The sequence below is a fragment of the Kribbella lupini genome (assembly GCF_039529595.1).
GTDB lineage: Bacteria > Actinomycetota > Actinomycetes > Propionibacteriales > Kribbellaceae > Kribbella > Kribbella lupini.
Genome location: NZ_BAAANC010000001.1, coordinates 2,386,485 through 2,404,226, shown reverse-complemented (window position 1 = coordinate 2,404,226; position 17,742 = coordinate 2,386,485). Strand labels below are relative to the sequence as shown.

Sequence of the window (17,742 nt, the reverse complement as noted above, 5' to 3'; positions counted from 1 at the left end):
ACCTCCTCCGTCGGTTCAGGAGTCGGAGCGCACCGGCGTCAGGTCGGGCTCGACGCTCCCGTCACCACCCCGAGCGTAGGTTCGGCCGGCGTCGGGAAGCTCACCTGATCCAGGTGATCGAGGCCCTGACGTCGCGCGGTCGTAGTACAGGTAGGCGAGGGCCGCGGCGGCGACCGGCATCGCCAGGGCGAACAGCAGCGACGACACCACGTCGATCAGCGTGGCCGACAGGTCCGTGCCGAGCAGCAGCAGGATCCCGGCGACCGGCCCGACCGCCACACCCAGTCCGAGAACGACCGCGAGCGGCCCCGCGGTGCGCCACCACCGGCCCCTGATCAGCAAGCGGCTGCGCTTCAGCGCCGTACGGCCGGAGCAGTGTTCGGCCATGACGACCGGCAGAGCAAAGGCGCGACTGACGGCGTAGTAGATCGCCACCGGGATCGTCGCCACGAAGATCGTGAGGACGGCGATCACGACGAAGTACTGCACGGCGACGCGGGTCACCGGCCGCCAGTTCGCGCTCACCTGGCGCAGGGCGTGCTCGGTCGTCGCCGGGCCCCCACGGTCGAGCTGGTCGAGTGTCGCCGTGACGGCCGACAGCAGGACGACGTACGTCGCGAGCGTGAGGATCGTGACCGCCAGCGCGAGCAGGGACGCCCAGAAGCCGGTCGCGTTCTCGGTCGGAGCACCGAGGTCGGCCGGAGCGTCCCGCCTGGCCACCTGGATCCTCGCCAAGGCGACCGTCACCAGGCTCAGGACGACGAAGGCGGTGGCGAAACCGGTGAACAGGCCGACGCGATGCCTGAACAACCTCGCGGCGGCGACGACCGTCTGGCCCCAGGCGCGGCGCTTACGGGCGGGCAGGGGATCCGCGTCGGTCCACCGCGTCCGGCTCGCGGCGAACCAGATCAGGACCACCAGCGCCGTGAGCAGCAGACCGAGCAGCCAGGTCCGGTCGAGCGTCTCGCGCAGCAGGTTCGAGCCGGTACCGACCGCCGTACAGAAGGCGCCGGTGCTGCTCGGTCCGAGAACGCTCCCGGCGGGGACCGTGTTGCTGTCGTCGCGCCAGGTCGACTCGGCGTCCTCGATCGGCCTGGTCCACGAGCTCTTCATGTTCGGTCCGGTCGGGCCGTCGAAGAAGGAGCGTTGCCGTTCGCCCCAACGCCCTTCGAAAGCCAGCCAGGGGTACTGCGTCAGGTAGTCCGCGCGCGCCATCGGGACGTAGGCGACGCGCGGACTGATCCCGGGCAGCGGCCTGGTCGTGTCGTCGCAGCCCAGTCCCTCCGAGCCGCGGCCGAGGTACAGGCGCCGGCCGAACTTGTTCGCGTGCGAACCCGCCGCCGGGTAGACGACCGGGTGCGTGCCGTCGACGATCTCGAGCTTCGCGTCATCCCACAGCGCCCGTTCGGCGCCGCCGTGCTGGCTGTAGCCGACCGCCGTCGGCGCGGTGCCCAGCGCGGCCTCCGGGGTCTGGACGTCGAACACCAGCCGGATCGACTCCCAGTCTCCTTCGTGGGTGTTGTTGTAGTCGTTGAACACGTAGAAGAACCAGTACTCCAAGGACAGCTGGCCTGGGTGTCCCGGATCGGCGACGACGTGCGCGTAGACCGTTGCCGGATGCACCGAGTTGATCGCCGCGGACCACTCCGCGTAGCCGCATCCGGGCCGGAGCGGATCACCGGGGAAGTCGAGGAAGTGGCCGGGGTAACCGCGTCCGATGTCGCTTCCCTCCGGCTGCGGCTTGATCAGGTCCGGTGGTCGCCAGGGACCGCGCAGCGCGACCTGTTGATCGCCCAGCACGGCTTCCACGTCGGTCGGCCGGAACTGCTCGCCGTCGGCGCAGCGGGACGAGTCCCCTTGCAACCGGACGACGGGGGAGTAGCGCTCGGCCAGCGCTTGCCCGGCCTCGTCCTGAGGGCCGGCGGCCACTGCCCGGCCGGGTGGGCACAGGAGTACTGCCGCCGCGACGGCGGACAGGACCAGCGGGAGAACACGTCTCCACGCGGTCGCGGCCATGCCCTCAGGATGAGTGCGCCGCGTGGGTCACCACACCATCCAACGCTGATGCCGCCGGGCCCGCGGGCTCACCCGAATCGGGTGAGCCGCGCGACGGAAAGGGCCTGGCACCATGACGGTCGTGCCGGCGTACGACGCATGGGTCGCGCGCACCCGCGGCGCGAGCGGAGGTCGCTGATGTCGTCGCAGGTGTCGTCGCAGGTGTCCGGGCAGGACGCCGATCAGGTCCTCGGTCCGATCGACCTGCTGGTGATCGAGATCCCGCCGGACGGTCCGGGCAAGGACGGGTTCGGTGCGCTGCTGCAGCTGGCCGAGCGGGATGTCGTACGGGTCCTGGACCTCGAGGTGGTCCGGAAGGCGGCGGACGGATCGCTGTCCCTCGTCGCACCGAACAACTGGGGTCTGCCGGAGCTGCTGCCGTTCGCCGGAGCCTGTTCAGGCCTGCTGGACGCCGAGGATCTCCGGCAGGCCGGGGAGTTCGTCGAGCCCGGGAACCTCGGCGTCGTCGTCATCTACGAGAACGAGTGGATCGTCGCGATGGAGGCCGCGCTCCGGCAGGAGGGCGGGCGGCTGGCCGCCGCCGGACGGATCCCGGCCGCCGACTTCGAAGCGGCCCTCGGCACCGGACCGGAGGATCTGACGTGAGACTGCTCAGGACCGCGGCGCGGACCGCCGTCATCGCCGGTACGGCGTCGCGAGTGCACAACCGGGTAGCAGCCCGGCAGCAAGGAGCCTGGGCCGCGTCGACCACGGCTCCACCACCGCCCGCGGCCTCGGCCGGCGACGAGCGGTCCGCCGCGCTGCGGCAGCTGCGGGAGCTGGGCGAGCTGCGGGATTCCGGCGTACTGACCGAGGCGGAGTTCGAGGCCGAGAAGGCCAAGATCCTCGGTACGACGGACTAGGCTCCGCCGGTTTTGGCGTTGAGCCGTCGCCACACCAGCACGGTGAGCAGACCGACCACCACCGGCAGGAGCTGGACGGCGACCCGCCAGACCAGCAGTCCGGCGACCAGGTCGGTCGCGGCCACCGTGCTGTGGTCGGCGACGAAGGCGGCGTACGTCGCGTCGAGGATTCCCGCGCCCATCATCGGCAGCCCGCTCAGCGGGTACACGATCAGGAAGCTGCACGCGAGGATCGCGAGTGTCGGTCCGTCGAGCTTCACGCCGACGAAGACCAGGCAGAGAATGAGGACGCTCGCCTCCACGGCGACCAGCGCGATCTGGCTGGCGACCGCGAGCGCTCCGCGCCGGCGCATCCGCTCGGCGCTGTGCGACTGGAAGTCGACCAGCAGTCCGGCCCAGACGTCCGGGCCCCGAGTGGAAGGCCGGACCCGGCGCAGCAGGGATCCGAGCAGACGGCCGAGTTTCGCGGCCGTGCGCTCGGCCCGCAGTGCGTAGAGCAGTCCGCCCAGCAGCAGCGCGGCGGCGCTGCCGAACAGCAGGGCCGCCCAGGCGAACGGCGCGTAGAAGGTCCGGGTGGCCCAGAACAGCAGGAACCCTCCAACGGGCGCGGCCAGCCGCGCGACGTAGAACAGCAGCGTGCTGACGGTCAGGCCAGACGCGGCGTTGGTGGTGTCGATGCCCCACGACCGCAACATGGCCAGCCGGATCACGACGTCGCTCGGCGACGGCGCGATCATCGCGACGGATGCCGCCGCGACGTCGTTGACCATCGCCCGCAGGTAGCCCAGCCCGGTGATCAGCAGCGCGAGTGGCGCGGCCAGCAGTGCGCGCCGCAGCAGTACGGCGACCAGCAGGACCGCGATCTGCCAGACGCTGAGGTGCGCGACCGCCGCGCCCACGTCGTACCAGCTGACGTCACGGAGCAGGCGCAGCAGCAGCCACGCCACCACGACGACGAGAGCGATCCGGCCGAACCGCACCAGGGGTTTCGGGATCTTCCGCTTGGGGGCGGCGTCCGCCGGTGTCGCGGGATGCGGAAGAGGCTCGGCCATGGCAACAGCGTGCGGAGCCGGAGCGGTACCACCATCCCCCGATCCGGGGGAGTCGACCGGCGGCCCGGCGCAGCAGCATCGAGGTGTTGGGTGAAAGGGGCGTTGCGTCATGGGCCACTACGTCATCCGGGTCAAAGGCGAGTTGTCGCGCGACCTGACGGATGCGTTCCCCGCGCTGTCGGCCGACGCGGAGCCCGCGCAGACCGTCCTGCACGGTTACCTCGTCGACCAGGCGGCACTGGCCGGCGTACTCAATCATCTGGACATGCTCGGCGTGGACATCCTGGAGGTCCTGCAGGTCCCGCCGAACCGGTCGCCCGACAGTGGCCGCCCATCCCGGTGAATTGGAGCAGTGCGATGGCGACTTTGACCGTGTGGCGGTTCGCGAGCTGGGACGCCGCGAACCAGGCCATCGCCACGTTGGAGGTGCTCGCGAAACAGGACGTGCTGAAGATCCACGACGCCGCGTCGGTGTCGTGGCAGCCGGAGGCCAGACGTCCCAAGACCCGGCAGGTCCGCAACCTCACCGGCGCCGGCGCGATCGGCGGCATGTTCTGGGGGATGCTGTTCGGCCTGATTTTCCTGATGCCGCTGGCCGGGGCCGCCCTGGGCGCGGCGTCGGGCGCCGTCGCGGGGTCCCTGGTCGACGTGGGGATCGACGACGAGTTCATCAAGGCGGTCCGGGACGAGATCACGCCCGGTACGTCGGCTCTGTTCCTGCTCACCAGCGACGTGGCCCGCGAGCAGGTCAAGGCGACCTTCGACGCCACCGGCCTTCAGAAGCCGCAGCTGATGCAGTCGAACCTCTCGGCCGAGCAGGAACAGGCCCTGCGGGAGATGTTCGCCGAGTAGGGCATGGCGGGCTTTTGGGCGGGTACCGCGGCGGCATGAGCGAGAAGTTGTCGCCGCGGGTGGTGGCGGAGCTGCCGCGCGAGCTCCCGGTGATCGGGAGCTTGGCCGAGCTGGTCGAGTTCATCGACCGGCGGGACGGCGTACTGCTGCGGTACTCGAAGGGTCCCTGGCACGACGCCGAGTCCGGGGTGAGCCGGGACTACGAGGCGGACGTGGATCTGCCCGGCCTGTCGGCGACACCGGTCACCCCTGAGCCGTGGTGGCCTCGCCAGCCGGAGGACTGGATCGCACGGCGGGTGTGCAAGTACGCCGAACTGGGCGAGGAGGAGGACCGCTACCCGTGGCTGCTGACCGGTGAGGTGGCGGGCTGGGGACCGGACCACGAACCGCTGGTCGTCGAGGTCCGTCCGTTGGTTCGGATCGGCCGGCGGGCGCTGGACGAGGCGAAAGCCCTGTACCAGGAGCGCTTCGACGTCGGCCGGGACTCGACGTGAACTGGCACCGGCGCGACCTGCCGGTGCGCAGGTAGCGGGCGCAACACTTCTCGTTCTGTGGCGGAAGGTGGTTGCGGGCCCGCTCCCCCTGTCCCCTCCGAAGAGGGCGGGCCCGCAACCGGACGGTGGGTGGCGGGTCAGGCCGGACTCGACAGTTGCCGGTGGCGGCGGCGGAGCTCGTGCAGCGTGAGCTGTTTGCGCCGGATCAGGGCCGTCAGTCGCTCGAGATCGGCGCTGCGGCGGGCTGCGCGCAACTCGTCCTCGACGACGAGCAGGGCAACGATCAGTTGCGGAACGGTGCTGGTCTCGTGATCGCGCATGGAAGCCTCGACAGGTCGCGGTGAGCGGCGCCCGAATGTCTGAGGCTGAACCACTATGACCTTTGGAAGCGCGGCGATCAAGACCCTTCCACATCTTGTCACCCCTGGACTGGGCCGCCGCGCGGTGCTACCCAGGAGGGGTTGGGAGAGCTCGTGACCGATCGCCGCAGGTTGTGGAGTCTCGGGCCGGCACCTCGAAACGAGCAGGCCGGACCGGAGGTGCTCGCCCACGTGCTGAGCGAACTGGCCCGGGAACTGCACCACGTGGACGACCCCGACGACGTACTGCGAGAAGCAGTGGACGCCGCGATGGACCTGGTTCCGGGGACTCGAGCCGGTTCGGTGACCGAGGTGGCCGACAGCCACCGCGTCGTCCACAAGGCCGAGTCGGGCGAGCTGCCGGCCCAGGTCGACGCGCTGATGTCGGAGGTCGGGGAAGGACCGTGCCTGGACGCTCTGCGCCACAGGCGCATCGTCCGGGTCGAGGACATGCGCCGGGAGACCCGCTGGCCGCGGTTCGCGCCGCGCGCGGCCGAACTGGGCGCTCTGAGCATGCTGGCGTTCCCCCTGTTCGTGAAGGACGACAGCCTCTGCGCGCTCAACCTGTACGCGCACGAGGCCGGCGCGTTCACCGACGAGTCCGAGCACGTCGGCAGGTTGCTCGCCGCCCAAGCAGCCGTCGCCTACTCAGGCGCGCAGCGGGCCGAGAACCTTCTGGCCGCCCTCGAGACCCGCGACCTGATCGGACAGGCGGTCGGCCTGCTGATGGAGCGCTACTCGATCACCGCCGGCCGCTCTTTCGAGACGCTGGTCCGCTTCAGCCGCCAGACGAACCGCAAGCTCCGCGACGTGGCGGCCGAGCTCGTCCGCAACGCCGAGGCCGGCGCCCACCGGTAGCGGGCTCACCTTCACACTCGGTGATCGGGGGCGTACGACGCGGCCAGGTCGAGGGTGGGCTGATCGAGGGCGGTCGGCGTCGTACCGGGGGCGAAGGCGGCGTGGAAGTGTTGCTCGACCTCTGCCGAGGTCAGATCCGGGCGTTCGGTGGTCACCGAGCCGACGGTCGCGGGATCGAGGGGGAGTTCCAGGTGGGCGTAGACCTCGGTCAGGAGTGAGCGGATCGGGTCGTCGTCGCCGGTGACAGTCAGCGAGCTGAAGAGCCACGCGCGCTGGACGACCCGCTGAGCGGTGCCGACCAGCTTGACGGCACCGCGGGCGTTGATGCTCTGCGCTCCGGGACAGTACTCGCCGGGAACCTCGCCCACCCGCGCGTCGATGCCGAGCTCACGCAGCGCGTCGGCGTACTGGACTCCGAAGTCGGCGAAACGCCGCTGGTGGTCCTCGGTAGCGCGCGCGTCGTGGCGCACGTGGTCGACGACGACGGCCTCCGAGGTGTAGGCCACCGGTCGTCCGCCGACCGCACGGACGAGCGGCACGAAGCCGGCCTCGCGCCCGGCCTGTACGGCGGCCGGGAACCCGGGGTGACGCGTGTCCCGCCGCCCGAAGACCAGCACCGGTTCGGCGGGCCGGTAGATGCGGATCGCGTCGGTCACCTCACCGCTGGACGCCCGCCGGACCAGGGCGTTGCCCACAGCCAGCTCCATCGCCGCATCACCGACGGGACCCACGAACAGCTGCATGCCACCATCGTGTCACCCTCCGCCTGACAGTCCGCACCCAGTCAGGCCTTGGTTGCCGTGAGCAACTACAACTCCTTGGTGGTGCGACGGGCGCGAGCTGCCTTGTCCGAGGTGTCCTGCTCCACCCGGTAGGCCAGCACGATGCCTCCGAAGCACACCGCGAGCGTTGCCACCGCGATCAGGACCAGGAGTGCGATCTCGAGCGTCGTCGTACTCATCATTTCCGCTCACCCGCCACGAGGTGCGCGCTCTTCGGTTGCCGGGCTGCTTCTCGTCCTGCCAGGAAGCCGAACACCAGGCCGAGCGAGATCGTCCCGCCGGCGCCTCCGTAGAAGCCCTTGGTGGGTGCGCCTCCCGCGTTGCCGGCGGCGTACAGGCCCGGGATGACCTGGCCGTCGGTGTCCAGCGCGCGCCCGAGGGCGTCGGTCCGCGGGCCGCCCACGGTGCCGAGCGCGCTGGCTTCGACCTGCAGTGCGTAGTACGGCGCGGTCTCGATCGGCCCGAGCACGCTGGACTTCGGGCTCTTCAGGACAGGCCGGATGATCCGTGCCAGGGGCCCGACCACGGCCTTGCGCAGACGGTCGGGATCGTTCCTCCTCGCCACCCGTCCCGCGAGCTTGCTCACCAGGGGCCCGATCAGCGCGGCGAAGGCGGTGCGGGCCTTCGCGGTGACGGCGGGGAACCTCGCGTCGGGCGAGTTCTTGCCCAGCCGCGGGTAGTACGCGCCGAAGTAGCGGTCGAACAAGGTGTCGCCGCGGTTGAACTGCGGATCCTGGGCTCGGGCAGCGCCGGGGTTGAACCGCTCGACAGTGCCGAGCAGCCCGGCCTCGTCGACCCCGATCTCGGCGGCCAGCTCGGACAGGGTCTCCGCACGATGGAGATAGTCGGGCACCGTGCCACCGGGCGCGACGCCGAAGATCCCGAACTTGGTCCAGTAGGTGTGGTCGAAGATCAGCCAGGCCGTGGCGTTCGGCAGGGCACCGGTTTGCGGGTCGGCCTCCCGCATGATCTTGCCGAGCTGGTCGTAGGGGAGCGCCTCGTTGGCGAAGCGCTCGCCCTTGCTGTTCACCATGATGCTGTGCGGAAGTGCGCGCTCGCCCAGGAACACGCGACCGAGCGGCCGGCCCTCGAGTTCCTCACCGGGCAGCTGCACCCCCGGCATCCACCAGGCGTCCTCCACACCGGTCAGGTCGGCGCCGAGCTCCTGCGCCAGTTGCATCGCGATGCCGTCATGGCCCTTCGGAGAAACCTGTACGCCGAAAGGCGCGCCGAGGTAGGCCGTGGTGACTTCGGGCGAACTCTCGAACCCACCGCTGGCCAGGATGACGCCCTGACCGGCGAGCACCGTGTGTTCGACCCCGCCGGTCCGAATCACGACGCCCTGCACTCCCGGTTCGTCGGTGACGAGCCGGACCGCGGGCGCTTCGACGCGGACGTCGACGCCGTTGCGCAGTACGGCTTCCAGCAGGGCTCCGACCAGGGCCGGACCCGCGAGCCACACGTCGTCACTGCCGATCCCGCCCAGCAACCAGAACGGGAGCGGGTTCTTGGCCATGCCGGTCGTCAGGGCCGGGCGGACGAACGCGGCGGCCTCGCCGAGTCCTTCGGGGGAGTAGGGACCGGGAAAGAGCGCCCGGCCGACCGACGCGCCGGCGATGTCGGAGCGGTAGTCGGGCCAGAGCGTCGGGATCCATCCGAACCGGGCGTGCTCCTCGACGAACCGGGCGACCTCGGGACCCGTGCGCAGGAACTGCTCGACGAGGTCGTGGTCGAGCACCTGGTCCCGGCCCTCGCCGTAGATGTACTCGCGGGCCTGATCGAGGTCGTCGTTCACCTGCAGGGCCTCGGTCGAGAAGCCGTGGTTGGGGATCCAGGCCGCACCCGCGGAGATCCCGGTGGCTCCACCGACGATCTCCCGGGACTCCACGACGAGCACCCGCGCTCCCGCCTTCGCGGCCGACAGTGCCGCCATCAGCCCCGCCCCGCCGGAGCCGACGACCGCCACGTCCACCTCGCCGGGGATCCCGAGCTGCGCCACGGTGCCGATCGAGCCGCGGTGTCGTGCCGAACTGTTGTCCATGATGTCCTCCTGAGCTGCTTCATCTATTTCCGATACACCATGTGTAGCGTAAATAGACGCGCGTTCCATTCCCGGTCTGCCCGGAACATGACCGACACCACACGCGAAGGCGGCGCGGGGCTCAGGTCCGTCGGAGGCTGCTGCTGGGATGCCGGTGCGCGGCCAGTACGAGTTGCGCCGCGCCGCGAACGGCGGCGGTGTGCGGCCTGGGCGCCGGCCGGACCTGACACGACAACCGCTTGGACAGTTGGTAGACGATCGCCGGTCGGAGGCTGCCGCCGCCCGTGAGCACCGGCCCGGTGTCGAGGGCGTCGACGATCTGCGGCCCGCAGTCGGTGCGCAGCAAGCCGCTGACCATGTCGAGCACGACCTCGACGAGCGTGGTGGTCGTGACTGAGCCTGCGAGGTCGCTGGTGCCGATGGCAGTGCAACTGGCTGCGCTGACCGATCCCTCGCACAGGAGCGCCACCTCGGTGAGATGGGCGCCGAAGTCGACGACGAGCTGAGGTCCGCTGAAATCGGCGTTGGCTCCGATGGCTGCGGCTTTGACGCCGTCGACGGTGAGAACGGTCGCCGGGTCGAGAACCTCGGCCGCGGACAAGCCGGCGGCTCGGTCGGCTGCCGTGCAGAGCGCGGGCATGGTCAGGACGAGGATTCCGGGGCGTGCTCCGAGGGTGCCGGTGCCGTGCAGCAGGTGCCTCAGCAACCACGCGACGCCTTCGGGGTCGACGATGCTGCCGCGCCGTACCGGATGGTTGAGCTCGTCCCGGAACGACGACACGGTAGGCGCGTCGGCCACCAGGCCGGCGTCGGAGGTCCAGACGCGGGTGCGGGCGCTGCCGAGATCGATCGCGACGCCGGGCCTCGAACGACCGCGCGGCCAGACGCTGCGGCGTCTGGCCGGCTCAGTGTTCATGACGGCGCTCAGGTCGATCGCTGCTGGCAGGTGACGCAGAAGCGGACGTACGGAAGGATCTCGAGCCGTTCGGCGGGGATCGCGGTGGCGCAGCTCGAACAGGTCCCGTACGTGCCGTCGAGCAGGCGCTGTCCGGCCGCCTCGATCTCCTTGAGCGTCCGCTGGATGGCCGCGGTTTGCGCGTTCCTCAGGTCCGCTTCGGCGGGACCGGCGCCGGCTTCGATGGCTCGTAGCTGTACGAGCCGGGAGTTGCGCTCGTGCTCCAGCCGCTGGCGGGCTTCGTGCACGGTGAGGTGCTGGGGGCGGCCCACGTCGGTGCTCATGAGGGCGTCCTTTCGGCGTTGTCGGGAGGCCTGGTGATCCGGTACCGGTGCGGCCTGCCTCAAGGGTTGCCGCCAGGACGCGCTCCCACCATCGGGCTCAACACCCATTTCGGCCGACGGCGTAGCGGATGAGTGTCACCCCCGATCGACGGAACCCGGGCGAGGGGGCAGGCTGGGGGTATGCGACCTGTCGAGGTGACGTCGGTCCCGCTGTTCTGGCGGATCTTCGTCCTGAACGCCGTGGTGCTGTGCGCGGCCACAGCATTGTTGCTGTGGGCACCGGTCACCGTGTCGGTGCCGGTCCTGTTCACCGAGGCCGTCGTGCTGGTGGTCGGTCTGGCGGTGATGCTGGTCGCCAACGCGGTCCTGCTGCAGCTCGGGCTGGCGCCACTGGACCGACTGACGCGTCAGATGGCGACGGTGGACCTGCTGCGTCCGGGACAACGTCTTCCCGTGGCCGGGCAGGGCGGAGTGACGCGCTTGATCCGTGCCTTCAACGAGATGCTGGCCAGACTGGAGGCCGAGCGGGCCGCGAGCAACTCCCGCGCGCTGTCGGCGCAGGAAGCCGAGCGTCGCCGGATCTCCCAAGAGCTCCACGACGAGGTGGGCCAGAGCCTGACCGCCGTACTGATGGAGCTCAAACGGGCCGCCGACCGCGTCGACGATCCCGTGCTGCGCGCGGACCTGAACCAGGCGCAGGAGACGACCCGGGCCAGCTTGGACGACGTACGCCGGTTGGCGCGGCGGCTACGCCCCGGTGTGCTGGACGACCTCGGCCTCGTCAGCGCCTTGACCTCGCTGGCGACGGAGATCTCGACCCACGCCGGCCTGCCGGTGCACCACGAGTTCCAGCCCGGTCTGCCCGCGCTCGATCAACAGACCGAGCTGGTCTTCTACCGGGTGGCCCAGGAAGGGCTCACCAATGTCGCCCGGCATGCCGAAGCCACCCAGGTGGAGCTGCGGCTGAGTCACGACGGTGAGCGGGTCGTGCTGCGGATCGAGGACGACGGCCGCGGCCTCGGGCTCGCCGAGGAGGGCGACGGAGTGCGGGGCATGCGCGAGCGGGCCCTGCTGGTGGGCGGATCCCTCGACCTGAAGTCCGGATCCGGTCGCGGGACCGTCGTGACGTTGTCGGTGCGCATCGATCAGGAGGGGGGACTGACATGGCGCGGCCCGGAGAAGGCGTGACCCGGATCCTGCTCGCCGACGACCACGCGCTGGTACGGCGCGGGGTCCGGCTGATCCTGGAGGGCGAGCCCGATCTGTCGGTGGTCGCCGAGGCCGGCGACGGCCGGGAGGCGGTCGAGCTGGCCCGCACCACCGCGGTCGACCTGGCCATCCTCGACATCGCCATGCCGCGGATGACCGGGCTCCAGGCGGCCCGCGAACTGTCGGCCGCCCATCCCGGCCTGCGGATCCTGATCCTGACGATGTACGACAACGAGCAGTACTTCTTCGAGGCGCTGAAGTCCGGAGCCGCCGGCTACGTGCTGAAGTCGGTCGTCGACCGCGACCTGGTGGAGGCCTGCCGGGCGGCGATGCGCGGTGAGCCGTTCCTCTATCCCGGTGCGGTGAACGCCTTGATCCGCAACTACCTCGACCGGCTGCGGCGTGGCCACGACCTTCCCGAACGGGTGCTGACCGTGCGGGAGGAGGAGGTGCTCAAACTCGTTGCCGAGGGCTACTCGTCCAAGGAGATCGGGGAAACGCTGTTCATCAGCGTCAAGACCGTCGAGCGGCACCGGGCGAACATGCTGCAGAAACTGGGGATGCGCGACCGGCTGGAGCTCACCCGCTACGCCATCCGGGCCGGCCTGGTCCAGCCCTGACAGGAGCCAGATGACCACCTCGGACCGAACCCCAGCCCGACCGGCCGCCGGCGGTCCCGACCGGGCGTGGCTGCTCGATCTCGCGAAGGCGGCCGCGGGGAAGACCGAGGCCCCGCTGGATCTCGTGGTCGAGTACCTGGGCCTGCTGGCCGACGTCGCGATCTCCGGCCGGAGGCCCCGCGACTACGAGCTGGCGATCGTGCGCGAGCTCGGACGACGAGCGGCCGAGCAGGGAATCCCCGCGGGCCGAGTGGTCGACCTGTACCTCTCGGCGGCGTGGCGGATGTGGCGTGACCTGCCCGACGTCGTGCCGCACCGCGACCGCGACGCCGTACGGGCTTCGGCGCAAGCGGTGCTCCGCGGGGCCAGCGACGCGATCGCCGTACTGGTGGACAGCTACCAGGCGGCGACGCGGCAGCTGATCCGGCACGAAGAGTCGCTGCGGCGGGAGCTGGTCGACGACCTGTTGCGGGGGGACTCCGACCTGTCGCGGATCGTGGAGCGCGCCGAGCCGTTCGGGCTCGATCTCGGCCGGGCCCACCACGTCGTACTGGCCACCTCGGACGCGGGCCTGCCCGAAGGCGAGCTCACGGTCAGCGTGCTGGAACGGTTCGTCCTCGACCAGCTGGGGGACCGCGACGTGCTCGTCGCGACGAAGGACGACCTGCTCGTGGTCCTGATTCCTGCCGTGACGTCGGCCGGCGTGGAGACGGGCGGTGAGATCGGCGGGCTGATGCAGGCCGCGCTGACCCGGCACCGCGAGGAACGGCGATGGCGGGTGGCCACCGGACGGGCCTATCCGGGGGCCTACGGGATCGCCCGGTCGTACGAGGAGGCCCGCGAAGCGTTGGTGCTCACGGGTCGCCTGCGGTTGCAGCCCGATGTCGTGACGGCCCGGGACATGCTCATCTACCGGGTCCTGGTGCGGGACCAGGCGGCCATCGGTGACCTGATCACCAGCGTGCTCGGTCCGCTCGGCCGGGCCCGCGGCGGGGCCGAGCCGCTCGTGGCCACGCTCGAGGCCTACTTCGCCGCCGGAGAAGTCGCGACCGAGGCTGCCCGCCGGATCAACGTGGCGGTGCGAACCATCACCTACCGGCTCGGCAAGATCCGCACGTTGACGGGCCTCGATCCCGGCGTACCGACCGACCGGTTCACCCTGCAGGCCGCGGTGCTGGGCGCACGGTTGCTGGAGTGGCCCGAGCGCGAGCTGCCGTCGGTCTCCTGACCAGCCGACATTGCCGGGCGGCGGCAACGTGGGCGCTCGAGGTTGGCCGGTGACCGCCGTACCCGAACAGGGTGGAGCGCGGCAGGCTGGAGGCATGAAGGGAGCCGAGATGACAGACCTGAACACTGAGCGCGCCGGCGACGTACGACGCACTCAGCAGGCGGTCGACCTTGAGTTCTTCCGCCAGGAACTGCAGGAGCAACGACAGTTCCGCCTCGACCAGCTGACCAAACTCGCCTACGAGGCGGAGTCGATCACCAACGAGGCGCTGGCGGAGGTGAACGCGGCGTTGAAGCGGGCCGCGGCCGGCGTCCTGAGCGAGATCGACGCCGCGCTCTTCCGGCTGGCCATCGGCAGCTTCGGCACCTGCCAGCGGTGTGCCGGTCCGCTGACCGGGGACCGCCTCCATGCTCTTCCAATGGCAGCCCTCTGCCTGCGGTGCGAGTACGCCGACCAGTCACGCGAAGAGCACCGACCGGCCCAGCCCCACATCGTCGACGTCTGGGGCCGCGACTCCTTCCCGGCCAGCGACCCACCGTCGAACTGGTGAATCGACCGACCCCGGAAACCACCCGGTGACTTGCCCGACCGAATCACGCCGCAGAAGGGGAGCGGGACATGAAGGCCTATCGGATCGCCTGGTGGAGCTTCTGTGGCCTGGTCGGCGTGCTGGGCCTCGTCATGGCCGCGACGTGGCCTCTCGCGGGCGTTGTCCTGCTGATGGTTCCGGCGGCGCTCACGGGCGGCGTCGCGGCCATGGTCGTTCTGGACAACCCTGGCGCCGATCTCGCTCCGCGGCGTCGACGGCGAGTCGTGACCGTCAGTGCGATGTCGTCCGCGGCGGGCGCTGTCGCGTTCCTCGGCCTGGCGACCTTGCTGGGCGCGCCGACAGCCGTGCTGCTGTCGGCGCTCGTCGTGGGTGGTTCGCCGGCTGTCGCGACGTACTGCCTTCGAAAACTCCGCGAGCACGGCCACCTGTCGGAAAGCGAGCGCTCTCGTCCTGAGGAGCCTGGTCCCAAGCCTCCGCCGCGCATCGCGCTGGACCTCCTCGACGACAGAGCCCTGTGCTTGGCCTGGCGGGTCAGCTTCTCCGCTCTGCAACGGGCCGGTACGGCGGAGCAAAAGTTGCGAATCGTCGACGAGCGGCGGGCGTACCTCGACGAGATCGAGCGCCGCACCGCGAGCGGACTGGCGGCGTGGCTGGCATCGGGCCCGCGAGCGGCGGGCGACCCCAGCCGGTTCGTCCTCGGCGACGGCGCGGCAGGTGGCGCATCCATCGACTGGGACGCGCTGCTGCACGACACGGACAAGTAACGGACAGCTGTGCTTCGGCTTTGTCCACGCCGTTCGGGCGCTAGTCGGTCTCGGCGGTCACCGCCGGAGTGACGAATCCCAGGACGCGGTCGGTCCAGCCGGGGCGGGGGGAGCCGAAGCGCAGGACCTCGGCGAGATAGGCGCCGATCAGTACGCCGAGGACGGTGTCGGGGTCGACGGTCGCGTGCAGCCGGCCGGTCTTGATGTCGGCGTTCATCAGGTCGGTGAGCCCACTCAGCCGGCCCGCCAGGCGTGCGCGGACGGCGGCGGTGAACTCCGGATCGGTGTCGGCGACGACCGCGGCGGTGGCGCCGGGACCGAGGCGGTTCTCCAGGATGTCGCTGATCCGGTCGAGGACCCAGCGCAGCTTCTCGCCGACCGGAAGATCCGGGGGCAGGACGGCGGGGTCGAACAGTCGCTCCAGGACGGCGGCCATCAGTTCGTCGCGGCTGCGGTAGCGGCGGTAGATCGTCGTACGGGCCACGCCGGACCGGGCGGCCACGGCGTCCACGTTCACCGCGGCCGGGCCTTTGGCGCGGAGCAGTTCGAGCGCCGCTTGGAGGATGCGGTCGTCGGTCGACTCCAGACGGGGCCGGCCGCGACCTGTTGAGCTGTGAGGCATGGCACCAGTCTCCCGGAACAGATCGGCAGCTAATTACGCTACACTGAATGTATCGTTAATTCGGACAGAGAGGGAGTAGCAGCGATGGCAGCGACGGATGGAAGCGACCTGGTCCTGTTGATGGTGCTCGGGGTGACGGTGGTTCTCATCACCCTTCGCCTCTTCGCTCGAAATACACGGTGATCACCCACTACCCAGGAGGAGACATGCAGAAGATCGTCGTCGGTGTCGACGGCAGCGAAACAGCACAGCAGGCCCTGGAGTGGGCCGCCGCCGAGGCCGAGGTGCGGGGCGCCGCTCTCGTTGTCGTCCACGCGTGGCTGCCGGCCGCCGGGGTGACTTCGCCGTACGGCGCGATGATGGTGGACCCCGCCACGGTCGCCGAAATAGCGCGGTTGACTCTGGAGGACAGTGTCGAGTCGCTCGAGCGGGCCGGGCGCACCTTCGTGCGGCTCGACCAGGTGATGGTCCAGGGACCCGCGGCGCAGGCCCTCATCGAGGCCGCGCGCGGCAGTTCACTGCTGGTCGTGGGTTCACGCGGACGAGGCGGTATCGCCAGTCTGCTTCTCGGCTCGGTGAGTCAGCAGGTCGCGCAGCACGCGACGGTTCCCGTGGTCATCATCCCGCCCGCGTACGCCGAACGCCCCGGTGCGGCGGCGAAGCAGACCGTCGCGGAGCCCCAACCAGGTGCCCCAGGCAAGGATCTGGTCGACGCGTAGCCCGCGCCGCGGCCTGTCGGCCGCGTTGTTCACGGCCGTGCAGCCGGGCCCCGTTGGCCGCGGCCGTGCGCCCGGGCGCCGTCGGTCACGCTCGTGCGGCCGGCTCTTGGTGCCGGCGCTTCGTGCGGGCGGCGACGAGGCCGAGGATCAGGCCGGCGGCGATCAGGATTCCGCCGCGGAGCCAGACGCCTGCCTCGATCTGGGTGAAAAGGAGGAGGCACGAGGCGATGCCGAGGACGGGGACGGCGGTGGGGGCGCGGAAGTGGTCCTCGTCGACCGGCTCGCGGCGGAGGACCAGGACCGCGAGGTTGACTGAGGTGAAGACGACCAGCAGGAGCAGCACCAGCGTGGAAGCGAGTTGGGCGACCTCGCCGGTGAGGGCCAGCAGGAGCGAGAGCCCGCTGGTGACGGCGATGGCGACCCACGGCGTACCGCGGCCTGGGAGCAAGCGGGTGAGGGCGCGGGGGAGCAGGCCGTCGCGGGCCATGCCGTAGGCGAGGCGCGAGGACATGATGCCGGTGAGCAGGGCGCCGTTCGCGACCGCCACGAGGGCGACGGCGCTGAAGATCCAGGTCGGTACGCCGCCGGCGGCCCGGACCACCTCCAGGAGGGGACCGCTGGACTTCACGAGCTGATCGGTCGGTACGGCGGCGCTCGCGACGAGGCCGACCAGGAGGTAGACGACACCGGCCGTCGCGAGGGCGCCGAAGAGCGCGCGCGGGTACGAACGCCGCGGATCCTTGGTCTCCTCGGCGACGTTGACCGAGGTCTCGAAGCCGACGAACGAGTAGTACGCGAGAACGGCGCCGCTGAGCGTCGCGGCGACGACACCGCCGCTCGACGTACCGACCTGGGTGAGCCGGCCGAGGTCCGCGTCGCCACGGGCGATCACCCAGGCGCCGAGGCCGACGACGAGCAGCAGCCCGGACACCTCAATGGCGGTCGCGACCATGTTGGCCCGTAGCGAGTCCTTGATGCCGTACGCGTTCAGCGCGCCGAGGGCGGCCAGGAAGACCAGTGCGACGAGGGCCGGCGGCGAGGTGACGAACTCGGCCAGGTACTCGCCGCCGAAGGCCCGGGCCAGCGCGGCGACCGAAACGATGCCTCCGGCAAGCATGCAGAAGCCGGTGAGAAATCCGGCGAATGGCCCGAAGGCGCGGTGGGCGTAGTAGGAGGCACCGCCGGCGCGCGGGTACTTGGTCACCAGCTCGGCGTACGACGTCGCGGTGAGCAGCGCGAGCAGCAGCGCGAGGACGAGTGGCAGCCAGACCGCGCCGCCGGACTCGGCGGCTACTTGCCCGACCAGCACGTAGACACCGGCGCCGAGGATGTCGCCCAGGATGAACAGGTAGAGCAGCGGGGTGGTCACTTCGCGTCGCAGAGCCATACGTCCCGGTGCCCACGGGTCACCGGTCGGCAACTCCTCGGATTAACG

The 17,742-nt window shown here is 70.6% G+C and carries 22 protein-coding genes; 12 read left to right on the top strand and 10 right to left on the bottom strand.

The genetic code is table 11. From position 1 onward, the window contains the following. Positions 1–15 precede the first annotated feature (15 nt). Positions 16–2,016 carry a hypothetical protein gene (locus ABD235_RS11060; RefSeq protein WP_344172745.1) on the bottom strand — a complete coding sequence of 667 codons (2,001 nt, stop codon included), beginning with the start codon at positions 2,014–2,016 and terminating at the stop codon, positions 16–18. A gap of 177 nt (positions 2,017–2,193) precedes the next feature. On the opposite strand from ABD235_RS11060, the gene ABD235_RS11055 reads away from it, so the two are divergent. Together ABD235_RS11055 and ABD235_RS11050 are read left to right on the top strand one after the other, a co-directional pair. Next, positions 2,194–2,661: a DUF6325 family protein gene (locus ABD235_RS11055; protein ID WP_344172743.1), complete on the top strand. Its 468-nt coding sequence runs from the start codon at positions 2,194–2,196 to the stop codon at positions 2,659–2,661. Next, on the top strand, positions 2,658–2,918 hold the full coding sequence (locus ABD235_RS11050; RefSeq protein WP_344172741.1) for an SHOCT domain-containing protein: 261 nt from the start codon (positions 2,658–2,660) through the stop codon (positions 2,916–2,918). Before ABD235_RS11055 ends, ABD235_RS11050 begins: the two co-directional genes overlap by 4 nt. Here the strand turns inward: ABD235_RS11050 and ABD235_RS11045 are convergent. Beyond that, positions 2,915–3,970, bottom strand: coding sequence for a lysylphosphatidylglycerol synthase domain-containing protein (locus ABD235_RS11045; protein ID WP_344172739.1), 1,056 nt, complete (start codon positions 3,968–3,970; stop codon positions 2,915–2,917). The two genes, ABD235_RS11050 and ABD235_RS11045, sit on opposite strands and share 4 nt — an antisense overlap. A gap of 109 nt (positions 3,971–4,079) precedes the next feature. On the opposite strand from ABD235_RS11045, the gene ABD235_RS11040 reads away from it, so the two are divergent. The 3 genes from ABD235_RS11040 to ABD235_RS11030 are packed head-to-tail and all read left to right on the top strand — an operon-like array spanning position 4,080 to position 5,316. Continuing rightward, a complete protein-coding gene (locus ABD235_RS11040) occupies positions 4,080–4,313 on the top strand; it encodes a hypothetical protein (protein WP_344172737.1) in 234 nt (77 codons plus the stop codon). A 14-nt stretch (positions 4,314–4,327) separates the two neighbouring features. Then, entirely contained in the window at positions 4,328–4,822 is a 495-nt protein-coding gene (locus tag ABD235_RS11035; RefSeq protein ID WP_344172736.1) for a DUF1269 domain-containing protein, read from the top strand. A gap of 35 nt (positions 4,823–4,857) precedes the next feature. Then, on the top strand, positions 4,858–5,316 hold the full coding sequence (locus ABD235_RS11030; RefSeq protein ID WP_344172734.1) for a DUF6098 family protein: 459 nt from the start codon (positions 4,858–4,860) through the stop codon (positions 5,314–5,316). Between the two features lie 137 nt (positions 5,317–5,453). Here ABD235_RS11030 and ABD235_RS11025 read toward each other — a convergent pair whose 3' ends face one another. After that, complete coding sequence (locus ABD235_RS11025) at positions 5,454–5,636, bottom strand: hypothetical protein (RefSeq protein WP_344172732.1); 183 nt, start codon at positions 5,634–5,636, stop codon at positions 5,454–5,456. Between the two features lie 153 nt (positions 5,637–5,789). On the opposite strand from ABD235_RS11025, the gene ABD235_RS11020 reads away from it, so the two are divergent. After that, positions 5,790–6,533, top strand: a complete 744-nt coding sequence (locus tag ABD235_RS11020; RefSeq protein ID WP_344172730.1) for a GAF and ANTAR domain-containing protein — start codon at positions 5,790–5,792, stop codon at positions 6,531–6,533. Between the two features lie 11 nt (positions 6,534–6,544). Here the strand turns inward: ABD235_RS11020 and ABD235_RS11015 are convergent, their stop codons facing one another. The 5 genes from ABD235_RS11015 to ABD235_RS10995 form a co-directional block, all read right to left on the bottom strand. Next, on the bottom strand, positions 6,545–7,276 hold the full coding sequence (locus ABD235_RS11015) for a lipoate--protein ligase family protein (protein ID WP_344172728.1): 732 nt from the start codon (positions 7,274–7,276) through the stop codon (positions 6,545–6,547). Between the two features lie 65 nt (positions 7,277–7,341). Further along, positions 7,342–7,494 carry a hypothetical protein gene (locus tag ABD235_RS11010; protein WP_344172726.1) on the bottom strand — a complete coding sequence of 51 codons (153 nt, stop codon included), beginning with the start codon at positions 7,492–7,494 and terminating at the stop codon, positions 7,342–7,344. Further along, entirely contained in the window at positions 7,494–9,356 is a 1,863-nt protein-coding gene (locus tag ABD235_RS11005) for an FAD-dependent oxidoreductase (RefSeq protein WP_344172724.1), read from the bottom strand. Before ABD235_RS11005 ends, ABD235_RS11010 begins: the two co-directional genes overlap by 1 nt. A 121-nt stretch (positions 9,357–9,477) precedes the next feature. Next, complete coding sequence (locus ABD235_RS11000; RefSeq protein WP_344172722.1) at positions 9,478–10,272, bottom strand: rod shape-determining protein; 795 nt, start codon at positions 10,270–10,272, stop codon at positions 9,478–9,480. Positions 10,273–10,280: 8 nt separating this feature from the next. Beyond that, a complete protein-coding gene (locus tag ABD235_RS10995) occupies positions 10,281–10,595 on the bottom strand; it encodes a TraR/DksA C4-type zinc finger protein (protein WP_344172719.1) in 315 nt (104 codons plus the stop codon). Between the two features lie 180 nt (positions 10,596–10,775). Here ABD235_RS10995 and ABD235_RS10990 point away from each other — a divergent pair, with 180 nt between their 5' ends. The 5 genes from ABD235_RS10990 (at position 10,776) to ABD235_RS10970 (ending at position 14,966) form a co-directional block, all read left to right on the top strand. After that, complete coding sequence (locus ABD235_RS10990; RefSeq protein WP_344172717.1) at positions 10,776–11,783, top strand: sensor histidine kinase; 1,008 nt, start codon at positions 10,776–10,778, stop codon at positions 11,781–11,783. After that, complete coding sequence (locus ABD235_RS10985; protein ID WP_344172715.1) at positions 11,759–12,424, top strand: response regulator; 666 nt, start codon at positions 11,759–11,761, stop codon at positions 12,422–12,424. The genes ABD235_RS10990 and ABD235_RS10985 overlap by 25 nt, the downstream gene beginning before the upstream one ends. A 10-nt stretch (positions 12,425–12,434) precedes the next feature. Further along, positions 12,435–13,652 (top strand): PucR family transcriptional regulator, encoded by a 1,218-nt coding sequence (locus ABD235_RS10980; RefSeq protein ID WP_344172713.1) that lies wholly within the window; start codon positions 12,435–12,437, stop codon positions 13,650–13,652. 109 nt (positions 13,653–13,761) lie between these two features. Next, positions 13,762–14,202 (top strand): TraR/DksA family transcriptional regulator, encoded by a 441-nt coding sequence (locus ABD235_RS10975; protein ID WP_344172711.1) that lies wholly within the window; start codon positions 13,762–13,764, stop codon positions 14,200–14,202. A gap of 68 nt (positions 14,203–14,270) precedes the next feature. Then, a complete protein-coding gene (locus ABD235_RS10970) occupies positions 14,271–14,966 on the top strand; it encodes a hypothetical protein (protein ID WP_344172709.1) in 696 nt (231 codons plus the stop codon). Between the two features lie 40 nt (positions 14,967–15,006). Here the strand turns inward: ABD235_RS10970 and ABD235_RS10965 are convergent, their stop codons facing one another. Beyond that, complete coding sequence (locus ABD235_RS10965) at positions 15,007–15,588, bottom strand: TetR/AcrR family transcriptional regulator (RefSeq protein ID WP_344172706.1); 582 nt, start codon at positions 15,586–15,588, stop codon at positions 15,007–15,009. A gap of 206 nt (positions 15,589–15,794) precedes the next feature. Between ABD235_RS10965 and ABD235_RS10960 the strand changes: the two genes are divergently transcribed. Then, the gene (locus ABD235_RS10960) at positions 15,795–16,307 is read left to right on the top strand and encodes a universal stress protein (protein WP_344172704.1); all 513 of its coding nucleotides are present in this window, start codon (positions 15,795–15,797) and stop codon (positions 16,305–16,307) included. 85 nt (positions 16,308–16,392) lie between these two features. Here the strand turns inward: ABD235_RS10960 and ABD235_RS10955 are convergent, their stop codons facing one another. Further along, positions 16,393–17,694 (bottom strand): APC family permease, encoded by a 1,302-nt coding sequence (locus ABD235_RS10955; RefSeq protein ID WP_344172702.1) that lies wholly within the window; start codon positions 17,692–17,694, stop codon positions 16,393–16,395. Positions 17,695–17,742 lie beyond the last annotated feature (48 nt).

What these genes read in the sequence shown, in the direction of transcription:
- ABD235_RS11015 (WP_344172728.1), bottom strand. Translation starts at nt 7,276, where the DNA reads ATGCAGCTGTTCGTGGGTCCCGTCGGTGATGCGGCGATGGAGCTGGCT.
- ABD235_RS11030 (WP_344172734.1), top strand. Translation starts at nt 4,858, where the DNA reads ATGAGCGAGAAGTTGTCGCCGCGGGTGGTGGCGGAGCTGCCGCGCGAG.
- ABD235_RS10970 (WP_344172709.1), top strand. Translation starts at nt 14,271, where the DNA reads ATGAAGGCCTATCGGATCGCCTGGTGGAGCTTCTGTGGCCTGGTCGGC.
- ABD235_RS10955 (WP_344172702.1), bottom strand. Translation starts at nt 17,694, where the DNA reads ATGGCTCTGCGACGCGAAGTGACCACCCCGCTGCTCTACCTGTTCATC.
- ABD235_RS11005 (WP_344172724.1), bottom strand. Translation starts at nt 9,356, where the DNA reads ATGGACAACAGTTCGGCACGACACCGCGGCTCGATCGGCACCGTGGCG.
- ABD235_RS11045 (WP_344172739.1), bottom strand. Translation starts at nt 3,970, where the DNA reads ATGGCCGAGCCTCTTCCGCATCCCGCGACACCGGCGGACGCCGCCCCC.
- ABD235_RS10965 (WP_344172706.1), bottom strand. Translation starts at nt 15,588, where the DNA reads ATGCCTCACAGCTCAACAGGTCGCGGCCGGCCCCGTCTGGAGTCGACC.
- ABD235_RS11040 (WP_344172737.1), top strand. Translation starts at nt 4,080, where the DNA reads ATGGGCCACTACGTCATCCGGGTCAAAGGCGAGTTGTCGCGCGACCTG.
- ABD235_RS10985 (WP_344172715.1), top strand. Translation starts at nt 11,759, where the DNA reads ATGGCGCGGCCCGGAGAAGGCGTGACCCGGATCCTGCTCGCCGACGAC.
- ABD235_RS11060 (WP_344172745.1), bottom strand. Translation starts at nt 2,016, where the DNA reads ATGGCCGCGACCGCGTGGAGACGTGTTCTCCCGCTGGTCCTGTCCGCC.
- ABD235_RS10990 (WP_344172717.1), top strand. Translation starts at nt 10,776, where the DNA reads ATGCGACCTGTCGAGGTGACGTCGGTCCCGCTGTTCTGGCGGATCTTC.
- ABD235_RS10960 (WP_344172704.1), top strand. Translation starts at nt 15,795, where the DNA reads ATGCAGAAGATCGTCGTCGGTGTCGACGGCAGCGAAACAGCACAGCAG.
- ABD235_RS11000 (WP_344172722.1), bottom strand. Translation starts at nt 10,272, where the DNA reads ATGAACACTGAGCCGGCCAGACGCCGCAGCGTCTGGCCGCGCGGTCGT.
- ABD235_RS10995 (WP_344172719.1), bottom strand. Translation starts at nt 10,595, where the DNA reads ATGAGCACCGACGTGGGCCGCCCCCAGCACCTCACCGTGCACGAAGCC.
- ABD235_RS11035 (WP_344172736.1), top strand. Translation starts at nt 4,328, where the DNA reads ATGGCGACTTTGACCGTGTGGCGGTTCGCGAGCTGGGACGCCGCGAAC.
- ABD235_RS11010 (WP_344172726.1), bottom strand. Translation starts at nt 7,494, where the DNA reads ATGAGTACGACGACGCTCGAGATCGCACTCCTGGTCCTGATCGCGGTG.
- ABD235_RS10980 (WP_344172713.1), top strand. Translation starts at nt 12,435, where the DNA reads ATGACCACCTCGGACCGAACCCCAGCCCGACCGGCCGCCGGCGGTCCC.
- ABD235_RS10975 (WP_344172711.1), top strand. Translation starts at nt 13,762, where the DNA reads ATGACAGACCTGAACACTGAGCGCGCCGGCGACGTACGACGCACTCAG.
- ABD235_RS11055 (WP_344172743.1), top strand. Translation starts at nt 2,194, where the DNA reads ATGTCGTCGCAGGTGTCGTCGCAGGTGTCCGGGCAGGACGCCGATCAG.
- ABD235_RS11025 (WP_344172732.1), bottom strand. Translation starts at nt 5,636, where the DNA reads ATGCGCGATCACGAGACCAGCACCGTTCCGCAACTGATCGTTGCCCTG.